The organism is Pseudarthrobacter arbutini, from assembly GCF_054510915.1.
In genome coordinates this window covers 164,638-187,458 of the sequence record NZ_JBTNDQ010000003.1, presented here as the reverse complement: position 1 = coordinate 187,458, position 22,821 = coordinate 164,638, and the positions used below count along the sequence as shown (strand labels likewise).

General features: G+C 64.9%; 17 protein-coding genes. 4 read left to right on the top strand and 13 right to left on the bottom strand.

Annotated features, from left to right (window positions below):
* Positions 1-66: 66 nt before the first annotated feature.
* Together ACX80V_RS04805 and rpsF are read right to left on the bottom strand one after the other, a co-directional pair.
* Positions 67-648 carry a single-stranded DNA-binding protein gene (locus ACX80V_RS04805; RefSeq protein ID WP_056341689.1) on the bottom strand — a complete coding sequence of 194 codons (582 nt, stop codon included), beginning with the start codon at positions 646-648 and terminating at the stop codon, positions 67-69.
* Positions 649-721: 73 nt separating this feature from the next.
* Positions 722-1,027, bottom strand: a complete 306-nt coding sequence (gene rpsF / locus ACX80V_RS04800) for a 30S ribosomal protein S6 (RefSeq protein ID WP_011693941.1) — start codon at positions 1,025-1,027, stop codon at positions 722-724.
* Positions 1,028-1,389: 362 nt separating this feature from the next.
* On the opposite strand from rpsF, the gene ACX80V_RS04795 reads away from it, so the two are divergent.
* The 3 genes from ACX80V_RS04795 to ACX80V_RS04785 all read left to right on the top strand — a co-directional run bounded on the left by ACX80V_RS04795 (position 1,390) and on the right by ACX80V_RS04785 (position 6,186).
* Positions 1,390-4,146, top strand: a complete 2,757-nt coding sequence (locus ACX80V_RS04795) for a helix-turn-helix transcriptional regulator (protein WP_485842191.1) — start codon at positions 1,390-1,392, stop codon at positions 4,144-4,146.
* Positions 4,147-4,390: 244 nt separating this feature from the next.
* Positions 4,391-5,554, top strand: coding sequence for a DegT/DnrJ/EryC1/StrS family aminotransferase (locus ACX80V_RS04790; RefSeq protein ID WP_485842190.1), 1,164 nt, complete (start codon positions 4,391-4,393; stop codon positions 5,552-5,554).
* Positions 5,551-6,186, top strand: coding sequence for a NeuD/PglB/VioB family sugar acetyltransferase (locus ACX80V_RS04785; protein ID WP_485842189.1), 636 nt, complete (start codon positions 5,551-5,553; stop codon positions 6,184-6,186). The genes ACX80V_RS04790 and ACX80V_RS04785 overlap by 4 nt, the downstream gene beginning before the upstream one ends.
* Positions 6,187-6,212: 26 nt before the next feature.
* Here ACX80V_RS04785 and ACX80V_RS04780 read toward each other — a convergent pair whose 3' ends face one another.
* The gene (locus ACX80V_RS04780; protein WP_485842188.1) at positions 6,213-7,211 is read right to left on the bottom strand and encodes a glycosyltransferase; all 999 of its coding nucleotides are present in this window, start codon (positions 7,209-7,211) and stop codon (positions 6,213-6,215) included.
* On the bottom strand, positions 7,204-8,064 hold the full coding sequence (locus tag ACX80V_RS04775; protein ID WP_485842187.1) for a glycosyltransferase family 2 protein: 861 nt from the start codon (positions 8,062-8,064) through the stop codon (positions 7,204-7,206). The genes ACX80V_RS04780 and ACX80V_RS04775 overlap by 8 nt, the downstream gene beginning before the upstream one ends.
* Positions 8,065-8,896: 832 nt before the next feature.
* Here ACX80V_RS04775 and ACX80V_RS04770 point away from each other — a divergent pair.
* Positions 8,897-12,217, top strand: a complete 3,321-nt coding sequence (locus tag ACX80V_RS04770; RefSeq protein ID WP_485842186.1) for an Ig-like domain-containing protein — start codon at positions 8,897-8,899, stop codon at positions 12,215-12,217.
* 294 nt (positions 12,218-12,511) lie between these two features.
* On the opposite strand, the gene ACX80V_RS04765 is transcribed toward ACX80V_RS04770, so the two are convergent.
* The 9 genes from ACX80V_RS04765 to ACX80V_RS04725 all read right to left on the bottom strand — a co-directional run bounded on the left by ACX80V_RS04765 (position 12,512) and on the right by ACX80V_RS04725 (position 22,821).
* Positions 12,512-13,510: a glycosyltransferase family 2 protein gene (locus ACX80V_RS04765; protein WP_485842185.1), complete on the bottom strand. Its 999-nt coding sequence runs from the start codon at positions 13,508-13,510 to the stop codon at positions 12,512-12,514.
* 1 nt (position 13,511) lies between these two features.
* On the bottom strand, positions 13,512-14,327 hold the full coding sequence (locus tag ACX80V_RS04760; protein ID WP_058930659.1) for a glycosyltransferase family 2 protein: 816 nt from the start codon (positions 14,325-14,327) through the stop codon (positions 13,512-13,514).
* Positions 14,328-14,862: 535 nt separating this feature from the next.
* On the bottom strand, positions 14,863-16,188 hold the full coding sequence (locus ACX80V_RS04755) for a M18 family aminopeptidase (protein WP_485842184.1): 1,326 nt from the start codon (positions 16,186-16,188) through the stop codon (positions 14,863-14,865).
* 10 nt (positions 16,189-16,198) lie between these two features.
* Positions 16,199-17,092, bottom strand: a complete 894-nt coding sequence (locus ACX80V_RS04750) for an intradiol ring-cleavage dioxygenase (protein WP_485842183.1) — start codon at positions 17,090-17,092, stop codon at positions 16,199-16,201.
* A 119-nt stretch (positions 17,093-17,211) separates the two neighbouring features.
* Positions 17,212-17,904, bottom strand: a complete 693-nt coding sequence (locus tag ACX80V_RS04745; protein WP_485842182.1) for a response regulator — start codon at positions 17,902-17,904, stop codon at positions 17,212-17,214.
* Complete coding sequence (locus ACX80V_RS04740) at positions 17,901-19,265, bottom strand: sensor histidine kinase (protein WP_485842181.1); 1,365 nt, start codon at positions 19,263-19,265, stop codon at positions 17,901-17,903. The genes ACX80V_RS04745 and ACX80V_RS04740 overlap by 4 nt, the downstream gene beginning before the upstream one ends.
* A gap of 20 nt (positions 19,266-19,285) precedes the next feature.
* Complete coding sequence (locus tag ACX80V_RS04735; protein WP_485842180.1) at positions 19,286-20,173, bottom strand: ABC-2 transporter permease family protein; 888 nt, start codon at positions 20,171-20,173, stop codon at positions 19,286-19,288.
* Positions 20,174-20,187: 14 nt separating this feature from the next.
* Positions 20,188-21,150, bottom strand: a complete 963-nt coding sequence (locus ACX80V_RS04730; RefSeq protein WP_485842179.1) for an ABC transporter ATP-binding protein — start codon at positions 21,148-21,150, stop codon at positions 20,188-20,190.
* Between the two features lie 174 nt (positions 21,151-21,324).
* Positions 21,325-22,821: a bifunctional phosphatase PAP2/diacylglycerol kinase family protein gene (locus ACX80V_RS04725; protein ID WP_485842178.1), complete on the bottom strand. Its 1,497-nt coding sequence runs from the start codon at positions 22,819-22,821 to the stop codon at positions 21,325-21,327.

Sequence of the window (22,821 nt, the reverse complement as noted above, 5' to 3'; positions counted from 1 at the left end):
GCGGCAGCCACGTCAGGTGCCTTGCGGCACTTTCGGCGGTCCCGGCGTCGGGCCTAAATGATTGGTTTAGAAGGGAGGTTCGGAATCGGGGCCGTTGCCCCAGCCACCACCTGCATTGGAGACACCGGGCGTCGCCCAGGGATCCTCCTGTGCAGCCGGCTGGTTGCCGCCACCGAAGCTTCCACCGGAGTTGCCGCCCTGGTTTCCACCAGTGTTGCCGCCTCCGAAGCCACCGCCGCTATTGCCGCCGCCGAAGCCGCCCTGACCACCCTGACCGCCGGAGCGCTGGGTGCGGTTGACCTTGGCATTGGCGTAACGCAGGCTCGGGCCGATTTCATCGACTTCGAGCTCGATAACGGTGCGCTTTTCGCCTTCTTTTGTTTCGTAGGAACGGCTCTTCAAACGGCCGGAAACGATCACGCGCATGCCCTTGGTGAGGGACTCGGCGACGTTCTCGGCTGCTTCACGCCAAACCGCTGCGCGGAGGAACAGGGTTTCCCCGTCCTTCCACTCATTGGACTGGCGGTCAAAGGTGCGCGGGGTGGAAGCGATGGTGAAGTTCGCGACTGCCGAACCTGACGGTGTGAACCGCAATTCCGGGTCACTGGTGAGATTACCGATGACCGTAATAGTGGTTTCGCCTGCCATCTACTGCCTCCTTGTTCGATCCTGGGTGAAGAATTCGATCCTGCGGGGTAAAGAATGAAAATCGGAGCTGAAATTACTCAGCAACAACCTTCTGCTCTTCGGGGCGGGTGATCTTGGTGCGCATGATGGTCTCGTTAAGAGACAGCTGGCGGTCAAGTTCCTTGGCGGTGTCCGGCTTGGCGGTGAAGTTCACCACGGCGTAGATACCTTCGGACTTCTTCTTGATTTCGTAAGCCAGTCGACGACGGCCCCAGATGTCAACCTTTTCGATGGTTCCACCATCGTTGGTGATGACGTTCAGGAACTTCTGAAGCGACGGCTCAACGGTACGCTCTTCGACCTCGGGGTCGATGATTACCATCAATTCGTAAGGACGCATATGTGAACCCACCTCCTTTGGGCTAAGCGGTTACGGCATTTCCGTAACAGGAGGTTCATTTGCGATGCCGTGCGATGCCCGGCCAACAGAACGGAGGCAGGGCGCAGCACAGACTTCAATATCTTAGTGCATTTGGACCGGATAGGCGATTCGCGCTTGACTCAAGGCTACGCGCAGCGCGCGCGTCGCCGGAAGCGTCCGGCGGGCTATGTGGATAACCCGGGAGACAGGCTCCGCGCATGAGGAAAAAGTCTCTGGTGCCCGCCGCGGAACAGGGCTATATTTGCAAGAACGGCTGGGTACCGTGCTGGACGCAATGACGCGGCCAGGAAAGCCGGTCCGCGTGTCGCGCAAGCGGCTGGATGGACCCAGGATTTTGCATAGAGCAAGCAGTTCGGTCTCCTTCTTCGATGGATGGGGACCACATGTCGTTAATAGGCAGAAGCAGGGAATTGGACCGGATACTCTCCGTAATCCGGGGTCCTAAAGATTCAGCCCTCAAGGTGGTGGGCCGGCGTGGGCTGGGCAAATCCGCCCTCCTGTCCGAGATTCCCCGCCTTTCCGACTTTCGGACCGTTTTTCTGACAGCGAGCGTGTCCGAGTCCGACTGGCCGCTCTCCGGCCTTACCGCGCTCCTCACCGGCATCGACGACCCCGTCCTTAATCGTTTCGCCGATGAACTGCTGCGCGATTCCAGCGGCGCCATGAACGTCCCCACTGTCTCCACCATGCTGCTCAACGGGCTGCACCAGCGCTCGTCATCCCGAACGGTCATCGTCATCGATGATGCCGACCAACTGGACCCGAGCAGCCAGGCCGTGATCGGCTACCTGGCACGCCGGCTGACCGGGACGGACATGGCACTGTTTATGAGCGTGCGGGAAGAGACTGCCGAAAGTCCCTTCGCCTCCCTGCCGGCCCTCCAGCTGGCGCCGCTGAGCTACAACGACACGGTCCGCATGTTGGAGTCCATTCCGGCTCGGCAGACCGCGACAGCGGCGGTCCACGCAGTTGCCGCGGCCACCCAGGGGAACCCGCTCGCCGCCGTCGAGCTTTTTGGGCTGCTGCTGGAACGCCAGGCCGAGGGAAAATACGCACTCCCCGTCCCGCTCCCCGGCAAAGGCAGCTTCGAGGCCGAGTTCGCCGCCACCGTGGGCGGGCTCTCGCCAGGTGCGAGGCAGGTCCTGGACCTCCTCTCGCTGTCCTGCCGCAGCGATATCGCCACCTTGGAACGGGCATACGACCAACTGTGGGGCGGGATCGACGAACTGCTGGCAAATGGCATGGTCAACAGGTCCGGACCACACCTGAGGATCCAGGACCAGCTGCTCCGGGGCTATGTTTACGCTGCCATGACACCGGCAACGCGGACCGCCAGCCACCGTGCCATGGCGGCCGCGGCGGAGCCCGCGGATCCCTATGCCCACCGCTGGCATCTGAGTTTTACCGCTTTGGAGAGGCAGACTCCGTTTGGCCTGCTCCGGTTTGCCGTTGACTTGATCCGAAGCGGCGAGGTGCCCTTCGCCGTCGAATACATTGAACGGGCCCTGACCATCAACCCCTGGGAAGCGGAGACCACCGCCAGGCTCACCACGGTGGCCGAACTGCTGTTGAACAGGGGTGAGTTCGTCTACGCCAAGCGCTACCTGGACTGGGCCCAGCGGGTGACGCGGAACCCTGCCTTGGTCCTTCGACTGACAGGCCTCGCCTTCGAGATCCAGTTCATCCAGGGTGGCGCCGTGCGCTCCAGCATGGTGCTCCGGCTGGTGAAGGAATTCGGACAGCATGATCCCGCATTTGCAGCCCGCCTGCTCGTGGCCGGTGCGCTGTACTACGCGGACCGTTGGGAGCTTGAGGATGCCACGGGCTTGGTGCAGTACGCCGAGAAGTACCTCGACCATGCCTCCCCCGACTGCCTGGCGCTGGCGGAGAGCGCCCGGCGACTCATCGAGGTGATCAGCGGAAAGTCCGGACAGTTCGGCCGCAAGCCCGACGGCGGGAACGAAACGGTGGCGGCCCTTCTGGTACAGGGCCGCGCGCTGGCCTATGCCGAACACCACGCTGCCGCCCAGGAGGCCTTTGCCCGGGTGCGGAACGTCCTCGAGGCCAATACCGTCAATTGGCGGGAAACCGCCGATTTCTTTGCCGTGGACAACGAAATCCGTGCCGGCAACGTCCGGAAAGCCGTGAAACTGATCGAGGACCTTGAACTGGCCGAACCAGAAACCAAATACCACCGTGGAATGCGGCACGTCTTCCGGGTCTGGCGGGCCAATTCGCTCGGAAACGAGGAACTCGCCCACGCCTACGCAACCGACGCACAGCACTTCTCCGGGGCGGAAAGCCACCCGGCCATCACGGCGCAACTGGCTGCGTGCCAGGGGCATTTTGCCCTCATGCGCGGAAATCTCGCCGAGTCCTTCGCGCAGCTGTCCCGGGCAGCGGAGATCGGTCAGGCCTTCAGCAACCCGACTCTGCTGCGCTGTGAGGCCGATCTGGTGGAAGTCCTGGTCAGGCTTGGCAGGCACAGGGAAGCCGCCCAGGCACTGTGGCACTTGGAAAGCCGGGCGGTGGGCCTGCGTTCGCCCTGGCTCATGATGGCGGTTGCCCGGAGCCGGGCGATGCTGGCTGACGGCGAGCAGTCCCTCCAGATGTTCAATGATGCACTTGCAGGCAGGACCGCCCAGGAGTCCCTGCTGGAACGCGCCAGGACACTGCTCTGCTACTCCGAACGCCTCAACGCCTTCGGCCGCCTTAGGAGCGCCCGGGACGGTCTGCTTCGTGCCAAAGTGATGTTCGACGAAGCGGGTGCCCATGCCTGGGCCCAGCACGTGGACTCGCTGCTGCTCGACGAGCGGGTGGAACCAGCTGGCACGCCCGACAATCCGGCGATGCTGATGCTTGCAGACCACGAACGCGTGCTGGCTCGAATGGTGGCCCGCGGGATGCGGAACAAGGAAATCGCGGCCACCCTCTATGTGTCCGTCCGTACCGTGGAGGTGCGCCTGACTGCGATTTACAGGAAGCTCGGAGTCGAATCACGAGCCCAGCTGACGGCCCTTGCGGCCGGCAGGGAAGCCGCCCTGGCTAAGGAGCCGTTCGTCCTTCCTGCCGTCTAGGACAGTGGCCGGGCGGCGTGCCCCCCTGATGGGGTGCACTCGCCGCCGCGCCCCCGGCTGAGGCGCCGGCGTTGCAGGTACCCGCAGTTCCCGCATTTTTCCCGGTCAGCGCCCGCAGTACCGCCTCCGTTCCGCACCGGAACGGGACGGAACCGACTAATTTTGCAATAGGCAATGCACATCCCGGAGCTGCACGTGGGAAGGACTCGGACATGAGAACGGCCACCAGGAAAGCCGGTGCACGGTGACTGCGGAAACCGTCCTTGCCCGCATCAACGTCATGGAACCCTGGCTCGGCGACAAAGAAGCCCGAGCCGTGGCGGACGTCCTGGCCTCCGGCCTGCTCTCGCAAGGGCCCAAGGTCAGGGAGTTCGAGGCCAGGTTTAGCGCCTCTCAGGAAGTGCGCCACGCCGTCGCAACCTCCAGCAGTACCACCGCACTGCACTTGGCGCTGATAGTGGCCGGCATCGGTCCCGGCGATGACGTGGTGGTGCCGTCGCTGGCCTTCATCGCCACGGCGAATGCGGTGACGTATATCGGGGCACGGCCGGTTTTCTGCGACGTGGACCCCGCCACCGGGACTGTGACGGCGGCCACGGTCCGGGCGGCATTGACCCTGGATACGCGGGCCGTGATCGTGGTGGACCAGGCTGGCGTGCCCGTTGACCTGGACCCCGTCCGCGAACTGTGCGACCGTCACGAAATCACTGTGATCGAAGACGCCGGCTGCGCCGTTGGCTCGGAATACAAGGGCAGGCCCGTGGGCACGGGGGCCGACATTTCCGTGTGGTCGTTCCACCAGGACAATGTACTGACCACTGGAGAGGGCGGGATGCTGACAACCCACCGGGCGGACTGGGCGGCACGGGCCCGGAGCCTCCGCGGCCACTCCCTGAACGTGCCGGCGGCGGACCGTCGCGGACCCCGCATTGCCGCGCCGGAGGTGTACGTCGAGGTCGGCTTCGACTACCAGATGACGGATCTGCAGGCCACCGTCGGCATAGTGCAGCTGGGCCGTCTGGGCGAGATAGTGGCTCGCCGCCGGGAGATCGCCGCGAAGTATGAGGCAGGACTTTCCGGCCTGGCTGGTCTGCGGTTTGTGGCCGACCCACCCTACGGGACGGCCAACTTCCAGTCCTTTTGGGTCGAAGTCCTCCCGAATTTCGCCATTGACCGCGAAGGGCTCCTGGCTCGCCTGGCCGATGCCGGAATTTCGGCGCGCCGCGGCGCCATGGCGGCTCACCGGCAGCCTGCCTACCGGTGGCGCCAAACTGGCAACGTAGGGCTCCAGAACACCGAACGGCTGACGGACCGGACCCTGGTTCTCCCGATTTTCCACGGTCTAGACAACGTGGGCCTGAACCGGGTCATGAACAGCGTACGGGCGGCCGCCGGTGTACGCCGGTGAGCGAACTCGTGCTGATCGCAGCAAGCGGGCTGGCCCGGGAGGTCCTGACCATGGTCCGCGCCAGCGGGCAGTACGACGTCGTCGGGCTGCTCGACGACGACAAGGAAATGGCCGGCGTCACCGTGGACGGCGCGCCGGTGCTGGGGACCATTGACGACGCCTCCAAGTTCACGCACGCACTGGTGCTGGTATGCCTGGCCTCGGGAAAATCCCGGGAAGCCGTGGTGGAACGGCTGGCGGCCCAGGGCGTGCGCGATGCCCGGTACGCCACTGCGATCGACCCCTCCGTGGAGTGCCCCGAGGGTTGCCGGATCGGCCGGGGCAGCATCATGCTGCGGAATGTGACGCTGACGGCTTCGGTCACGCTTGGGGCGCATGTTGTGGCCATGCCGTCTGTGACTTTCACGCACGACGACGACGTGGCGGACTTCGCGACGTTCGCGGCCGGTGTGTCGCTGGGCGGCGGAGTCCGGATCGGCCGGGCGGCCTACCTGGGACTGAATTCCAGCGTACGTGCACGGACTTCAGTGGGGTCCTACGCGACCGTTGGAAATGGGGCGGCAGTGTTGAGCAACGTACCCGACGGCGAAACTTGGGTCGGCGTCCCAGCCCACCCTATCGATCAGGAATGAGGCAGGGAGTTCGTCGACGCGTTCGCTCACTGGACCTCCCTCCATGGCGTGCCTACGAGCGCTGTCCCGGCCGATGCGCGGCCCTCAATATGCGCGATCCGGCGCCCTCGCAGATAGCCGGCGGCAGTGCACGCCAGAACAGCCATCACCGCACCCGCGCGGCCCAAGCCCTGGGGGTCTGATCCCCGGCCCCAATCACGCACTCCCGCAAAAACGGCCCGTGGCAGTACGCTGCGAACGTAGCGCCGTTCCGGGCCGAGTGCCCGCTTGTGGCCAACGATCTGGCTTACCTGGGCTTTGGAGATACCTTCGGACCAGGAACGCGACAGCATGTAGGGGATGGTTCCCCTGTCGGCAGGGACGTGGTGACGGACCAAAGCCGCGGGTTCGTAGACGATCCGTGACCCAGGCGTGCCCATCTTGGAGCGGATACAAATTTCGGTCTCCTCGCACCCGAGCGGTTTCGTGCCCTGCCGGCCGAGGGAGACATTGAAGCCGCCAACCTGGCGGAGGACTTCGAGCCTGAAGGACATGTTTGCGCCGATGACGTTCCGGACCTCGGAGGCCACCTTGGGCATTCCGCGGTGGCTGCATCCTACGATCCAGTCGAGCTCTTCACCGAAGTAGCCCGGCCGGCCTGTTTCCCACACCGGTTCCACGCGGCCGCCGACGGCCAGGACATCAGGATCGTCATAAAGGGCAAGCAGGCGCTCCAGCCAGTCCGGGGCGGCTTCGGCGTCGTCGTCCAGGAAAGCCACGACATCGGAATCTGCCAGGCCCACCCCGGTATTTCGTGCGCCTGAGAGCCCCGGGGGGCCGGAGCTCTCAACTACTGTCACGTTGTCCACGATTTCGATGAGCCGCTCATACAGAGCCTCGTTGTGGTCAATCACCACGAGGACCTCCTGGGGTGCAACCGTTTGGGCCCGGACGGACTCGATGACATCCAGTAGCAGGTCCCAACGCTTCGCGGTGTAGGTACAAATGACAATAGAGGCCGTCGGCGGCGGGTTAAGGCTAAACATGCTGGCCTCCCCGAGCCGCGGAGAGGACTGTTTGGGGATCCATCGGCGTCCGCGGGACGCTGACATTTGCGTAGGTGTATTTCACCCGGCGGAGGGCTTCAGGCCTGGCCCCTGCGGTGGGAGCCTCCCACATGATGCATTCGCGCGCCAGCGTTCCCAGTACCCGCCAGCCGTCACGGAACGTCTGCAGGTTCGATGCCCCGGAGATCCGGTCCAGCTCCAGGCTGGGGACTTCGGCAATGCGCAGACCGGCCTTTGCCGCCCGGACAATCAGCTCGGTCTCAATTTCAAAGCCGTCCGATTCCAGCTGAAGGATCTCCAGGCATTCCCTCCGAAACGCAATATATCCATAGCAAAGGTCAGAGTAGTTGCTATGCAGGACCGCATTGGCCAATCCGGTCAGGGCGCGGTTGCCGGCCTTCCTCAGCCGGGTCAGGTCTTCGGATCCTCCGCCCGTGACATGGCGCGAGCCCTTAACGAAGTCGAAATCGTGCTGAAGCGGGGCAACGAACCAGCCGATCTCCTGCGGATCCATGCTGCCATCCGCATCCAGCATGACAATGATGTCCCCTGAGGCTGCGGCAAAACCAGAACGGAGGGCCACGCCCTTACCCTTGCGCTGCTCATCGACGATGACAAGGTTGTCACGGATAGCGCGGGCAACTCCCACCGTGTTGTCCGTGGAACGGCCGTCCACGATGACAACCTCGTCCACATACGAGGGAATCCGGCGAAGAACCCACGGGATATTCCTCGCCTCGTTCAAAGTGGGAATGACGACACTGACTGAAGCCCTCGGAGCTTCGAAGGCCAGCATCGGGAAAGTTACTGGGAGCTGGGTTGAAATAGACAAATGCCTCACCACTTCATGACGCTTGCGGATTTAGTCAACTCCGCACTCGGCTCGGAAGTCGGGCGCGGCACTAGCGCTTCATCCGGTCATGGGTCTGGTCTCTGGCCCAGCTCTCATTCATTGCCATTGACTCTGGCCGTGCAAAGAGCCTACGTGGCGCTCCATGAGCTATCACGAGTAGTCAGTACTCGCTTTTAGGAGCACTCCCGCTGGCTGTTCGTAAGTACAGGGATTTACCAACGGGTGAATTCTTTAGGTATGGGGTATTAAGAACACAGTAATTATTAGGTACAGGGCTGTCATTGTGCGGCCTCATTGGGCGCTCCTACGCTGGGTGCCTAGGGCTTCTGCCGTCGTTTCTGTCGACGCATACCCGGAGCTCAGGCGTGACATCCAAGAACCCAGGAGATCAGCCATGAAGATAAACAGGCCCGTCAAGTGGCTAAGCCAGGCACTCGCCCTTTGCACCCTATGCGTAAGGCGGGGAGGTGGTCGCTCGGCTGGTCTTCGTCTACGCGGGTCGCGGAATCTGCGGCTCCCTGCACTGCTGACAGCGCTGCTGCTTGCGCTGGGTAGTGTTCTGGTGGTGCCGGTTGCGGCGTCGGCTGCTCCGGGTGATGTTGGGGTTGAGGGTCCGTCGCATTCGGGGACGGGGACGCCGACGGGCTCGAAGCGGGCGACGAGCGGGTTGTGGTTCAACGACGGGCTCTGGTGGGGGAACCTGTGGGACACTGCCAGCTCGGATTTTCATATCTTCCGGTTCAATGCCGCGACGAGTTCGTGGGTCGATACGGGTGTGGCGACGGACCCTCGGGCGAACACTCATCATGACGTGTTGTGGGACGGGACGACGTTGTATGTGGCGAGCTATCGGTTCGTCAACGACGGTGTGCCGGCTGAGCCGGGCTTCCCGACGACGATGCGACGTTACAGCTACAACTCGAGTACCAACACGTACTCGCTGCTGGCGCAGAGTCCTACAAACATCAACAACTACCGCGTTGAGGCCCTGTCCATCGATAAGGACTCGACTGGTCGGGTGTGGGCCACGTGGCAGCAGGCGAACCGGATTTATCTGAATGTCACTGGCACGGATGGCAAGACCTGGGGGACGCCGTTCCAGCATCCTGCGTCATTGAGCAACGTGTCTTTGGACGACACGTCGGCTCTGATCGCGTTCGACGGGAACAAAATGGGTGTGATGTGGAGCCGGCAGGTCGGTGGCTCCACCGACGGCATGTACTGGAGCTACCACGTCGACGGAGCGTCGAACACCGCCTGGACCACTCCTGTGGCGGCGGTGTCGGGGCAGGGCAGCGGCGATGACCATATGAACTTGAAGTGGCTGGACTCCTCGGGTGACCGGGTTTTCGCCGCCATCAAGACGTCGTTCACGGCGGCGCCGCAGCCGCTGATCCAGCTGTTGGCATTGAATGGCACGACCTGGTCGGCGCACCCGATCGCGCCTGTGTCGGAGTGCCCGAACCGGGTGATCGTCTTGATTGATGAGAGCACGCAGAGGCTGCGTACCTTCGCTACCTATCCGAAGCCGAGTGGCACGACGAACGCTGGTGTCTGCACTAGCTCGGGGGGTGCGATCTACGAGAAGTCCTCGCCGCTGAATAACATCAACTTCACCACCGCGAAGACGGCTCGTATCGTGGACGCCGACCAGTATGTCCACAACGTGACGTCGACGAAGCAGAACCTCAACAGCGCGGCGTGGGGCACGGCCAACAGCGGTCTGCTGTTGCTCGCCGATGTGAACGCCACCAGCCGGTACTGGCACTCTTACGACCCCAGCGGTGGTGGTGGTGATACTACGCCTCCGACCGTGACGGGTACGTCTCCGGTTGCTGGTGCGACTGGTGTGGCAGTGACGGCGAATGTGACGGGGACGTTCTCGGAGGCGATGGATGCCTCGACGGTCACCTCGAGCACGTTCACGTTGACGGGGCCGGGGACAACACCGGTGCCGGCCGCTGTGACGTACACGGGCAACGTTGCGACGTTGAACCCGAATGCTGACCTGGCCGCAAACACGACGTACACGGCCACGATCGAGAGCGGCCCCAATGGGGTGAAGGATGTTGCCGGCAACCCGCTGGCGACGGACAGGACCTGGACCTTCACCACGGCTCCCGCGGGTGGCGGCGATACTACGCCTCCGACCGTGACGGGTACGTCTCCGGTTGCTGGTGCGACTGGTGTGGCGGTGACGGCGAATGTGACGGGGTCGTTCTCGGAGGCGATGGATGCCTCGACGGTCACCTCGAGCACGTTCACGTTGACGGGGCCGGGGACAACACCGGTGCCGGCCGCTGTGACGTACACGGGCAACGTTGCGACGTTGAACCCGAATGCTGACCTGGCCGCAAACACGACGTACACCGCGACGATCAAGAGCGGCTCCGCTGGGGTGAAGGATGTTGCCGGCAACCCGCTGGCGACGGACAGGACCTGGACCTTCACCACGGCTTCCGCGGGCGGCGGCACACCCGAGACCGTCACGCTCACGGCCACCGCTGACAGCTTTGTCTCAAGCGCGGCGCCGGGGACGAACAATGGCACAAGTACCTTGCTGGGTGTGGACAACAGCCCGGTGGAGGTCACGTACCTGAAGTTCGACCTGTCAGCGTATGCGGGCAGGACCATCCAGAGTGCAACGTTGCAGCTGCGCAGCGCCGGGAGCGGGTCAACGGGCACGCAGAACATCAAGCTGGTCACCGATGACAGCTGGACCGAGACTGGGATAACGTACAGCCTGCGCCCGGCGCTCGGCACCAGCATCGGCACCCTCGGCCCGACCACCACCAACACCACCTACAACATTCCGCTGACGGTCAGCGGACTGGCCGGTGAGCTCGGCCAACACCTCTCCCTGGGAATGGACACCACCAGCGGTGACGGCCTGGACCTCAACTCCAAGGAGGCCGGCAGCACGCTCGCACCCAAGCTCGTCCTCACCCTGAGCGGCGGCGGTGGTGGCGGTGATACTACGCCTCCGACCGTGACGGGTACGTCTCCGGTTGCTGGTGCGACTGGTGTGGCGGTGACGGCGAATGTGACGGGGTCGTTCTCGGAGGCGATGGATGCCTCGACGGTCACCTCGAGCACGTTCACGTTGACGGGGCCGGGGACAACACCGGTGCCGGCCGCTGTGACGTACACGGGCAACGTTGCGACGTTGAACCCGAATGCTGACCTGGCCGCAAACACGACGTACACGGCCACGATCGAGAGCGGCTCCGCTGGGGTGAAGGATGTTGCCGGCAACCCGCTGGCGACGGACAGGACCTGGACCTTCACCACGGCTCCCGCGGGTGGCGGCGATACTACGCCTCCGACCGTGACGGGTACCTCTCCGGTTGCTGGTGCGACTGGTGTGGTGGTGACGGCGAATGTGACGGGGTCGTTCTCGGAGGCGATGGATGCCTCGACGGTCACCTCGAGCACCTTCACGTTGACGGGGCCGGGGACAACACCGGTGCCGGCCGCTGTGACGTACACGGGCAACGTTGCGACGTTGAACCCGAATGCTGACCTGGCCGCAAACACGACGTACACCGCGACGATCAAGAGCGGCTCCGCTGGGGTGAAGGATGTTGCCGGCAACCCGCTGGCGACGGACAGGACCTGGACCTTCACCACGGCTTCCGCGGGCGGCGGCACACCCGAGACCGTCACGCTCACGGCCACCGCTGACAGCTATGTGACGAGCACGGCGCCGGGGACGAACAATGGCACAAGTACCTTGCTGGGTGTGGACAACAGCCCGGTGGAGGTCACGTACCTGAAGTTCGACCTGTCAGCGTATGCGGGCAGGACCATCCAGAGTGCAACGTTGCAGCTGCGCAGCGCCGGGAGCGGGTCAACGGGCACGCAGAACATCAAGCTGGTCACCGATGACAGCTGGACCGAGACTGGGATAACGTACAGCCTGCGCCCGGCGCTCGGCACCAGCATCGGCACCCTCGGCCCGACCACCACCAACACCACCTACAACATTCCGCTGACGGTCAGCGGACTGACCGGTGAACTCGGCCAACACCTCTCCCTGGGAATGGACACCACCAGCGGTGACGGCCTGGACCTCAACTCCAAGGAAGCCGGCAGCACGCTCGCACCCAAGCTCATCCTCACCCTGAGCTAGGTCAGGCAGGAAGAGCACTAAACATGGCCGGGACCCCATCCCTAGGGATGAGGTCCCGGCCATGTTAGCGACGCGCTCCCCGCAGGATTCGAACCTGCGACACAAGGTTCAGGAATTTGATAGGCCGCACTTCTCGCCTGTTTATGCCGATGTTCGCGTTATGCCGACCTTTATGCGTCGTCACAGGTCAGATGGGGTGGAGAGCCTGGAATTATCGGCATAACCGCGGGGGCTGGCCCAAAGCACGGCTGCTGCTCACGTGTTGCGGGCAAGCCGTTTCATCGACACGTTCGCTCACTGGACCTCGCTCCACGGTGCGCGCGCAATGACGGTCCCGGACAGCGGGCGGCCCTCCACGTGCGCTATCCGGCGTCCGCGTACGTACCCGGCGGCCGTCCAAGCCAGGACTGCGATGACGGCTCCCGCCCGGCCCAGCCCCTGCGGGTTGTCGCCCCTGCCCCAATCACGAATCCCGGAAAAAACGGCCCGTGGCAGTACGCTGCGCACGTAGCGCCGTTCCGGGCCGAGAGCCCTTTTTTGGCCTACCACCCGGCTGACCTGGGCTTTGGAGATACCTTCGGACCAGGAACGCGACAGCATGTAGCGCAATGTCCCCCTGTCCGCCGGCACATGGTGACGGACCAAAGCCGCGGGTTCGTAGACGATGCGCGATCCGGGTGAGCCTATCTTCGAACGGATGCAGATCTCGGTCTCCTCGCAGCCAAGGGGCAAAGTGCCCTGGCGCCCCAGCGAAAGGTTGAAGCCGCCAACCTGGCGGAGGACTTCGAGCCTGAAGGACATGTTTGCGCCGATGACGTTCCGGACCTCGGAGGCCACCTTGGGCATTCCGCGGTGGCTGCATCCTACGATCCAGTCGAGCTCTTCACCGAAGTAGCCCGGACGGCCCGTTTCCCACACCGGTTCCACACGGCCGCCGACGGCCAGGACATCAGGATCGTCATAGAGGGCAAGCAGCCGTTGAAGCCAGTCCGGGGCTGCCTCGGCGTCGTCGTCGAGGAAGGCCACAATGTCCGAATCGGCAAGTTCGACGCCGGTGTTCCGCGCTCCGGACAACCCGCGTGGACCGCTGCTCTCCACCACCGTCACGTCATCTACAATTTCGGTGAGCCGCTCGTAGAGGTCGGCGTTATGATCAATCACCACCAGGACCTCCTGGGGTGCAACTGATTGGGCCCGGACGGACTCTATGACGTCCAGCAACCGGTCCCAACGCCTTTCGGTATAAGCACAAATGACGATCGTTACGCTCGGACGTGCACCACGATCCAGCATGCTACGCTCCCCTAACGAGGGAGAGGACCGTTTGGGGATCCATAGGCGTCCGCGGGACGCTGACATTTGCGTAGGTATATTTCACCCGGCGGAGGGCTTCCGGTCTGGCGCCTGCGGTGGGCGCCTCCCACATGGTGCATTCGCGCGCCAGCGTTCCCAGTACCCGCCAGCCGTCACGGAACGTCTGCAGGTTCGACGCCCCGGAGATCCGGTCCAGCTCCAGGCTGGGGACTTCGGCAATGCGCAGACCGGCCTTTGCCGCCCGGACAATCAGCTCGGTCTCAATTTCAAAGCCGTCCGATTCCAGCTGAAGGATCTCCAGGCATTCCCTCCGAAACGCAATATATCCATAGCAAAGGTCAGAGTAGTTGCTATGCAGGACCGCATTGGCCAATCCGGTCAGGGCGCGGTTGCCGGCCTTCCTCAGCCGGGTCAGGTCTTCGGATCCTCCGCCCGTGACATGGCGCGAACCCTTAACGAAGTCGAAATCGTGCTGAAGCGGGGCAACGAACCAGCCGATCTCCTGCGGATCCATGCTGCCATCCGCATCCAGCATGACAATGATGTCCCCCGAGGCTGCGGCAAAACCCGAACGGAGCGCCACGCCCTTACCCTTGCGCTGCTCATCGACGATGACAAGATTGTCACGGATAGCGCGGGCTACCCCCACCGTGTTGTCCGTGGAACGGCCGTCCACGATGACAACCTCGTCCACATACGAGGGAATCCGGCGAAGAACCCACGGGATATTCCTCGCCTCGTTCAGCGTAGGAATGACGACACTGACCGACGCCCTCGGAGCTTCGAAGGCCAGCATCGGGAATGTTATTGGGAGCTGGGTTGAAATAGACAAATACCTCACCACTTCATGACGCTTGCGGATTTAGTCAACTCCGCACTCGACTCAGAAGTCGGGCGCAGATTTATCGCTTTATCCGGTCATGGGTCTGGTCTCTGGCCCCAGCTCTCATTTAGCCTTCGACTCTGGCCGTAGAGATGAGCCTATGGCTGGCCTGAAGCGCCTGTCACCAGTGGCAGGTACTCACTTTTGAGCGCCGGACATACGTCTCCTACCCAAGTACAGGGGTTTGGCCGCCGGTCCGAATATTAGGTATAGGGGTTCTCATTCCGCCCATATTGTAGGGATTTGACCGCTGTATCTGGGCTAGCGGGCATAAGGGACTTCAGGTTGACGATTTCCAAGTGCCCAGGAGCCCCGATGAAAATGGTCCGTAGCGTCAGGTGTCCCGCCTTCCATGAAGCACCGCCGACATCCGTCAGCGGGCGGACCGAACGCTGGGAGGCCCCTTCCGGCCAGATAGCCGAATTGGCCGACCGCGTTCAGGCCACGCCTACATCGCCGTCCGGAAGAAAAGCTCCGTAACCGTTGCCAACCGGTGCGGGTCCGCCACACCGCAGAGCTCACGTGCGGAGTGCATCGAGAGCAGGGGCACGCCGACGTCGACAGTCCGGATCCCCAGGCGCGTGGCGGTCAGGGGGCCGATGGTGGAGCCGCAGGGCATCACGTTGTTGGACACAAATTCCTGGTACGGCACCTTCGCCTCCCCGCACAGCCTGGCCCAGAAAGCCGCGCCGGTGGCATCGGTCGCGTACCGCTGGTTGGCGTTGATCTTGAGCAGCGGGCCGCCGTTCAGGACCGGGTGGTTGGCCGGATCGTGCCGCTCCGGGTAGTTGGGGTGGACGGCGTGGCCGGCGTCCGCGGAAACACAGAACGACGCCGCCAGCGCCTGCCGCCGCTGGCTCACCGTGGCGCCGAGGCCGTCGGAGACCCGCACGAGGACGTCTTCGAGGATGGGCCCGCACGCGCCGGAACGGGAGTTGGAACCGATTTCCTCGTGGTCGAACGCCGCGAGGACGGCGATCGGCCCACCTGCCGCACCGCCTGACGCAGCTGAAGAATGCGCGATCAGCGCCGCCAGCCCTGCGTGCGTCGCGGAAAGGTTGTCCAGTCGCCCGGAGGCGAAGAACTCACTGTTGGCCCCGAAAACCCCGGGTGCCTGCGTGTCTGCAATAACGACGTCGTACCCGCCAATCTGCGCCGCATCAACCGTGGCGCCGGGCACGTGGGACGCCAGAACACTGAGCAAGTCAGAATCGGCGGGATTCCCCAGGCCCCACACGGGGTTCATGTGCCGCTGCTTGTCCAGGGTCAGGCCGTCATTTACCGCACGGTCAAGGTGGATGGCCAGCTGCGGGAAGCGGAGCATGGGGCCGGTGGCGGTGAGGTGTTCGGTGCCGTCCAGCAGGACCAGCCGGCCCGCCAGCTGGAGTTCGCGGTCCAGCCAGGAGTTCAGCAGCGGCCCGCCGTAGACCTCCACTCCGGCCTGCAGCCAGCCGAACGCCCCCGTGGTGGGCTTGGGCTTGAGCTTGAAGGACGGGGAGTCCGTGTGCGCGCCGAGGATGTTGAACCCCGTGGTGGGTCCGGCGTCTTCCGGGACCACCCAGGCGATCAGCGCGCCGTCGCGGACCAGGTAGAACGAACGGGCCCCGCCGGCCCAGGGCTCACGCTCGTCCAGGCCGGTGAACCCGGCTTCATCCAGCCGGCGGGCGGCCTCGTGGACGGCGTGGAAGCTCGACGGCGATGCGCTGACGTACGCGCCCAGGTCCTGGATGTGGTCACTGGCACTGGAGGCGGCGGCACTGGAGCGTGAAGGCATGGTTCCGAGTCTAGATGGTCACGTTGAGCCCCGCGGTGTAGCCGGCCGAAGCCGATCCGGTCATGGTGGCCAGCTGGTAGATACCGCCGTCATTCCTGAAGACGTTGTCCGACTGCAGGGTGGTCCGCTTCATGTTCGCGATGCTGGCTTCGTAGCCGGGAGTGGCGTAGACGTCGTCGCAGGCGGCCTTGGTCAGCGCGATCTGCGATACCGCCAGTACCTGTCCGGCGGCCGTGGCGTTGCTCATGGACTCGAACACCTCGAAGTGGATGTGCGGCCAGCGCCCGGAATAGGCTCCGGGGAAGATGGACGTGAAGGTGACCTGGCCATTGACGTCCGCCTCCTGGACGCCGCGGAGGTAGTTTTCGTTTGCCAGTCCGGAATCGTACATGGAGTACCTGCCGTCCCGGTCGCAGTGCCAGGCGTAAACGGCAGCGCCGGCCAGCGGGACGCAGCCGTTGGCGTTGTCCAGCAGCGTCAGGGTGAACGTCAGCGGCACGCCTTCAGCCGAAGCAGACCCGGTTCCGAAGCTTGAGGTGATGTCCTGCCGCACCACCCCGGAGGCAGCCAGGACGTTGGGGCCGTTCGAGCCGTCACCGGGGTAAGGACCTGCAGTTTCCTGCGGAATCTCCACCCCGCACTCCGCGATCGCCCGGGTGAGCGTGGGGCTGGCGGTGGGTGTCGCCGTCGTACTGGCGGCGCTTGCGGTGGCTGTGGCACTCTCCGTGGCGGCCGACGTCGACGTGCTGGCTGTGGTGCCTGACCCGCCGGGGGTGCACGCTGCCAAAGCCGCTGCCGCACCGCCGGCGCCGAGGAACATTCCGAGGGAACGGCGGCTGATCATGGTGGACAGATCAAACTCAAGGCCGCGGTCGTGGTTGGGGTGGGGAAGGTGGTTGCTCATGGCTCCATCCAACGCGCCCCGCCTATCCCCTGCATAGGCCCTTCCTGTGCGGAACCTGTGCGTCAGTCGTCCGCGCCAGCGTCAGCAGGCCGCGCCAGCGTCAGCAGGCCGCGCCAGCGTCAGTAATCCGGATTGCTGGGGACCACCAGGCCCGTCTCGTAGGCGTAAACCACTGCCTGGACCCGGTCGCGCAGGTGAAGCTTGGTCAGGATGCGGCGGACATGGGTCTTCACCGTTGCTTCGGAGAGAAAATACCGGTGCGCGATCTCGGCATTGGAGAGGCCCTCCGCCATGGCTTCGAGCATTTCTGTTTCGCGTGGCGTGAGGTCTTCGAGCAGCGAATCCCGCGGTGCGGCCGAGGGGGCCGGCACGGCCGCACCCCGGACATAGGTCTCCAACAGCCGCTGCGTGACCCGCGGGGCTACCACCGCATCCCCGCTGGCCACCACCCGGACGGCATTGACCAGATCCGACGGCGCCACGTCCTTGAGGAGGAACGCGGACGCGCCTGCCTGGAGCCCGGCGAAGGCGTATTCGTCCACATCGAAGGTGGTGAGGATGATGATCCGGGCGCAGGATCCGGAGGCGGTGATGGCGCGGGTTGCCTCGATACCGTCCAGCACGGGCATCCGGACGTCCATCAGCACCACGTCGGGTTTGAGATCGCGGACCAGCCGGACCGCCTCGGCACCGTCGGAGGCTTCGCCCACAATATGCAGGTCTTCCTCGCCCTCGAGGATAAGGCGGAACCCCATCCTCAGCAGCGGCTGGTCATCAACCAGCAGGACGGTTATCGGATGGGTCTCAGTCACGTGTGCCTTGCAGTCGGGGTGGACGGTTGTGGGGCTTCCGCGGGCTCGTCGGCCGGCCAGGTCAGGACGGCACACACACGCCAGCCGCGGCCGCGCCGCCCGGCCACCACAGTGCCTGCGTAGATGCGCGCCCGCTCGGCCATCCCCGCCAGCCCCTGGCCGGAACCGGGCCCGACGCCGGAGCCTGGGAGTCCTGAACCCGGCCCGCCGCCGTCGGAGGTGCCCGGGCCCGGGACTCCCGCGCCGTCGTCGAGCACTTCAATGGTGACCGTGGAGCCGGCCCGGACGATGCCCACGTCCACGCGTCCCAGCGACCGGCCGTAGCGGAGCACATTGGTCAGTGACTCCTGCACAATCCTGTAGACCGTCAGCTGGAAGGCCGCGTCGTCGGGCAGCGCCGGGCCGGTGTGCGAGTAGTGCAGCGGCAGGCCCGCGGTGCGGAAGCCCTCCAGGAGCTTCGCCAGGCTGTCGCCCGAAGCGAGCGGCAGCCGTGGCGCCGTGCCGCCGGCGTCGTCCCGGAGTACGCCCAGGACTCGCCGCATGTCCGCCAGGGCGGTCCGGCCGGTCCGCGACAGTTCGCCCAGCACTTCGCCGGCGCGGTCGGGGCTTTTCCGGACCACGACGGCGGCGCCATCTGAGAGGCTGACCATTACCGTCAGTGAGTGCGCCACAACGTCGTGCATTTCGCGGGCGATCCGGTTCCGTTCGTTGACGGACGCCAGGCTGGCCGTCCGCGCCACCCACGCGGCGATCTCCTGCTCATGCTCCCGCCGCTGCCGCACCGAGATTCCGATCCCGGTGGCGATGACGTTGGACAGGGCGATGGTGGCGCCGGTGGCGATGCTGGTCAGGAGGTGGAAGTCGCCGGGATTGCCGCCGGCATCGTGGCCGAAGGAATTCTCCATGGGACCAACGGCGGCCAGCAGGTACAGCAGGGCCAGCGGCGCCGTGGCGGCGGCCATGGCCACCAGCGCGAACCGGCGCGTGTGCACCACGGCCACGGCATACAGCGAGAACCACAGGCCCGCCGAGACATTTGAGCCCCACGGGTGCAGCAGCGTGACCGCCACTTCCATCACCGCGACGAAGGCAGCCAACGCCACGGAGTGGGAGCGCCGGAAGAACAGGGCCCCGGCGACCACGAAGAGGAGCGCCGCCGCCAGCCAGGCGCCGGACATGATCGAGTCCACCACGGTCGGCGCCACCAGCAGCGCGTAGCTGAACACCACCACACCGTCCATCACCCGGGGGTGCTGGTAAAGGTAGCGCCGGAGCAGGCCGCGGCGCTTGGCCGTGATTTCGGCAAGGGACGCGTCGGCCTGGCTGGCCGGCGCGTCCCTCACGAGTGCCGCTTCATTCATGCTCTGAGCCTAGTGTCCGCCTAGACGTCGCGTTTCTTGAGCACGATCATGGCCGGTACCAGGAACAGCAGAACGTAGCCCAGGAATATCAGGCCGCCCTGCCAGGGATCGATGACGCCGTCGGTGTGGCCAATGGACAGGAACCGTCCGCCGGCGTCGCTGGGGAGGTACTGGGGCACGTACTTCCAGAAGTCACCGGGGATGAAGGTCATAAAGCTCGCCGCAATGGACAGGACGAAGAACAGGCCCACCAGCACGGTGATTCCGCCCGCGGAGTTGCGCAGCAGTGCGCCGAGCGACAGTCCGATCAGGGCCACCCCGGCAACGTAGAGGCCGCCCGTGAAAACGCTGTACAGCACCCCGTCCGTGGACCAGTCCAGGTCCAAGCCCAGTCCCTGGAAGACCGGCATGGCGATCAGGAACGTGGCCACGGCGGCGACGGTGGTGATGACGTAGGAGATCACGGCGAGCAGGATCGCCTTGGCCACAAAGGCCGGTGTGCGGCGCGGGACGGCGTTCATGGTGGAACGGATCATTCCCGTGGCGTACTCGGAGGAGATGAACAGGACAGCCAGCGAGCCCAGCACCAGGATGCCGATCTGCAGGCCTGCATTGGGCAGGTTGTACAGGTCAAAGCCTGATCCTGGCGGGAAAGTCTGCGACATCATTTCCGGCGTCAGGGTCTGGCCCTGGTCCCGGGCCTGCCGTGCCATTTCGTCCAGGAAGGAGAACCGGATCAGGACCGCGAGGGCCCCGACGCCGATAATCGCCACCAGGGTCAGGAGCAGCAGGATGCGGGTGGACATCAGGGAGAACAGCTTGATCCATTCGGACCGCAGCACACCGGCGAAGGTCACGCCCTTGGTACCAGCGGTGGAGCGGACCCGGGAAGTTTGGGTTTCAGTCATGGTGGTCATCGTCCTTACTTTCCTGCCGTTGCCGGGGCGGTTTCCCGGGCGAACTCGCCGGCGGGTCCACCGGTCAGGTGTGAGTGGTATTCCACTTCGTCCTTGGTGAGATCGAAGTAGGCGTCTTCCAGAGACGACTGCTGCGGGGTGAGTTCGTAGACGAGCACCCGGTTGTCCAGTGCCACCTGGGCGATCTGGCGTGCGTCCAGGCCTGTCACTTCCAGGGTTTCGGGCTGGCCCTGGTCCACGGTCACGCCATCGCCGGACAGCAGGGCGGACAGCTGGGTGGCTGCGGAGGTGCGGACCAGGGTCTTGACCTGACGGGTGCCCGCAATGATGTCCTGCACGGGGGCGTCCGCGATGATTTTGCCGCGGCCGATCACAATCAGGTGGTCTGCCGTCTGCGCCATTTCGCTCATGAGGTGTGAGGACAGGAAGACGGTCTTGCCCTGCCCGGCGAGGTAGCGGACCAGGTTGCGGACCCACAACACACCTTCCGGATCGAGGCCGTTGACCGGCTCGTCCAGGATCAGGGTCTGCGGGTCGCCAAGGAGCGCGTTGGCAATGCCCAGGCGCTGCCCCATGCCCAGCGAGAAGCCGCCTGCCTTCTTCCGGGCCACTGCCTCCAGGCCGGTCATTTCGATGACTTCATGCACCCGGGACGTGGGAATGTTGTGCGTCGCCGCCATGGCCCGCAGGTGGTTGTAGGCGCTGCGGCTGGTGTGGACGGCTTTGGCGTCCAGCAGCGCACCCACCTGGTGCAGGGGGGCCTTGTGATCGGCGTAGTGCAGGCCGTTGACGGTGACCGTGCCCGACGTCGGCCGGTCCAGTCCCATGATCATGCGCATGGTGGTGGATTTGCCGGCACCGTTCGGGCCCAGGAAGCCCGTTACCTGCCCTGCTTTGACGGTGAAGCTGACGCCGTCAACCGCCGTTTTGCTGCCGTAGACCTTTGACAGGCCTGTTGCCTCAATCATGGAAATGTTCCTTAGAACAGCAGCCTGGTGGCTGCGGGATGCGGGGAAGTTTTCGTGTGTACGCTCCACGCTACCGACGGCTCGGCCGGATTTCGCCTGTCTCAGGGATGATTCAGGGTCGAATCAGGGTAGTCCGCACGGATGATCAGGGGTCCCCTCAGGGGCGCAGCAGCCTTAGGTGCGGGGCGAGTAGTAGGTCAAGGCACGCGGCTCCACCCGGATCCGGACGCTGCGCACGCCCGCCAGCGCCTCGCCGTCGACCGCCAGTGCCAGGGGGGAGCCCTCCGACTCAATCCGGACCTCGGTAGCCTCCCGCAGATGGGTGATCCGGGAGGTCGCCACCGTGCCGGTCAGCACCGACCACAGGAGCCGGAGCCGGGCAAAGGATTCGTCGGCAGTGATCATGCGGACATCCAGGACGCCATCGTCCAGCACGGGCCGCGACAGGGGCGCGTGGTCCCGGGGGTAGTAGCGCCCGCGTCCGATGTACGCGATCCAGAGTTTGTGCCGGACACCGTCCACGGTCAGGGTGGTGGGTGTTCCCGCGGCGAAGGTCCGGAACATTGCCACCACGCCGGCCAGCGGTTTGCCGAGGGCCGGCTGCAGCTGCTCCCTGCGCCGGACCAGGTTGGGGTACAGGCCGATGCTGGCCGTGTTCAGCATGACCAGGTCAGCCGTTTCCGGGTTGCCCGCCAGCCCGCGCTCCACGGTCACAAGGCCGACGTCGGCCCGCGCGGCTTCACCAGCGGCCGCGGCTGCCACAGCGTCCTTGAGGTTGGCAGTCCCCGTGTCCCGCGCGAAGTGGTTGAGTGTTCCGCCCGGGAGCACCAGCAGGGGAAGGGAATGTTCGACGGCGGCTGCGGCGGCGGTGCCAACGGTACCGTCGCCGCCCCACACGCCCAGGGCACGGGTGTGCGGGTGGGAAGCGGTGGCCTGGATGGCCTCCTCCACGCTCTCTCCCAGCTCGACCGTTTTTATATACGCCTTGGGGAATACTTCTTGGAGTGCGCCTGCCGTTTGTTCCGTGAAGGAGCCGCCGAGGGTATTCACCACGATGCTGAGACCTTCACCGCCCGGCAGCTCCGGGGCTTGGGTTGCGGTGCGCGATACTCCGGGAAACGGTGGGCGGACGGGCCACCACTTACGGGTCACCAGCGCCGCCCCTGCGCCGATCGCCGAACCGAAGAACACATCCGATGGCCAGTGGGCCCCCGTGTGGACGCGGGAATAGGCCACCCCCAGCGCCGCCGGCGCAAGTGCCGCACCGACAACCGGCTTGACCAGGCCGGCGCCGAGCGCGAAGGCGATAGCTGAGGCCGAATGCCCCGATGGCATGGACGAACTGGTGGGCTGCGGATGGACGAACCGGAAAACCGGCAGATGCTCAGGGAGCGGGCGTGCCCGCGGCAACAGGGTTTTGAACACCACGTTGGTCACCGCCGATGCCACCGCTTGGGCGATCAGCCCGTGCAGGGCGGCCCGGCGGGGTTTGCCGGGGAAGGCGGCCATGATCGCCGCTGCCCCGATCCACAGTTTGCCGTGGGTGGCGGAGGCCGAAATGCGGCGGAAGAACTCATCGTGGTTTCCACCCGGGAACGACGACACGCCGCGGACAAGGTGCCGGTCAAAGCGGCTGATCCAGCCCGGTCCATTGCGCCACACTCTGTACAT

Excerpts from the sequence above, each read along its gene's own strand:
- ACX80V_RS04755 (WP_485842184.1), bottom strand. The coding sequence starts at position 16,188 with ATGCCTTCACGCTCCAGTGCCGCCGCCTCCAGTGCCAGTGACCACATC.
- ACX80V_RS04805 (WP_056341689.1), bottom strand. The coding sequence starts at position 648 with ATGGCAGGCGAAACCACTATTACGGTCATCGGTAATCTCACCAGTGAC.
- ACX80V_RS04730 (WP_485842179.1), bottom strand. The coding sequence starts at position 21,150 with ATGATTGAGGCAACAGGCCTGTCAAAGGTCTACGGCAGCAAAACGGCG.
- ACX80V_RS04780 (WP_485842188.1), bottom strand. The coding sequence starts at position 7,211 with ATGTTTAGCCTTAACCCGCCGCCGACGGCCTCTATTGTCATTTGTACC.
- ACX80V_RS04725 (WP_485842178.1), bottom strand. The coding sequence starts at position 22,821 with ATGTACAGAGTGTGGCGCAATGGACCGGGCTGGATCAGCCGCTTTGAC.
- ACX80V_RS04740 (WP_485842181.1), bottom strand. The coding sequence starts at position 19,265 with ATGAATGAAGCGGCACTCGTGAGGGACGCGCCGGCCAGCCAGGCCGAC.
- ACX80V_RS04765 (WP_485842185.1), bottom strand. The coding sequence starts at position 13,510 with ATGCTGGATCGTGGTGCACGTCCGAGCGTAACGATCGTCATTTGTGCT.
- rpsF (WP_011693941.1), bottom strand. The coding sequence starts at position 1,027 with ATGCGTCCTTACGAATTGATGGTAATCATCGACCCCGAGGTCGAAGAG.
- ACX80V_RS04795 (WP_485842191.1), top strand. The coding sequence starts at position 1,390 with ATGGACCCAGGATTTTGCATAGAGCAAGCAGTTCGGTCTCCTTCTTCG.
- ACX80V_RS04750 (WP_485842183.1), bottom strand. The coding sequence starts at position 17,092 with ATGAGCAACCACCTTCCCCACCCCAACCACGACCGCGGCCTTGAGTTT.
- ACX80V_RS04760 (WP_058930659.1), bottom strand. The coding sequence starts at position 14,327 with ATGCTGGCCTTCGAAGCTCCGAGGGCGTCGGTCAGTGTCGTCATTCCT.
- ACX80V_RS04735 (WP_485842180.1), bottom strand. The coding sequence starts at position 20,173 with ATGACTGAAACCCAAACTTCCCGGGTCCGCTCCACCGCTGGTACCAAG.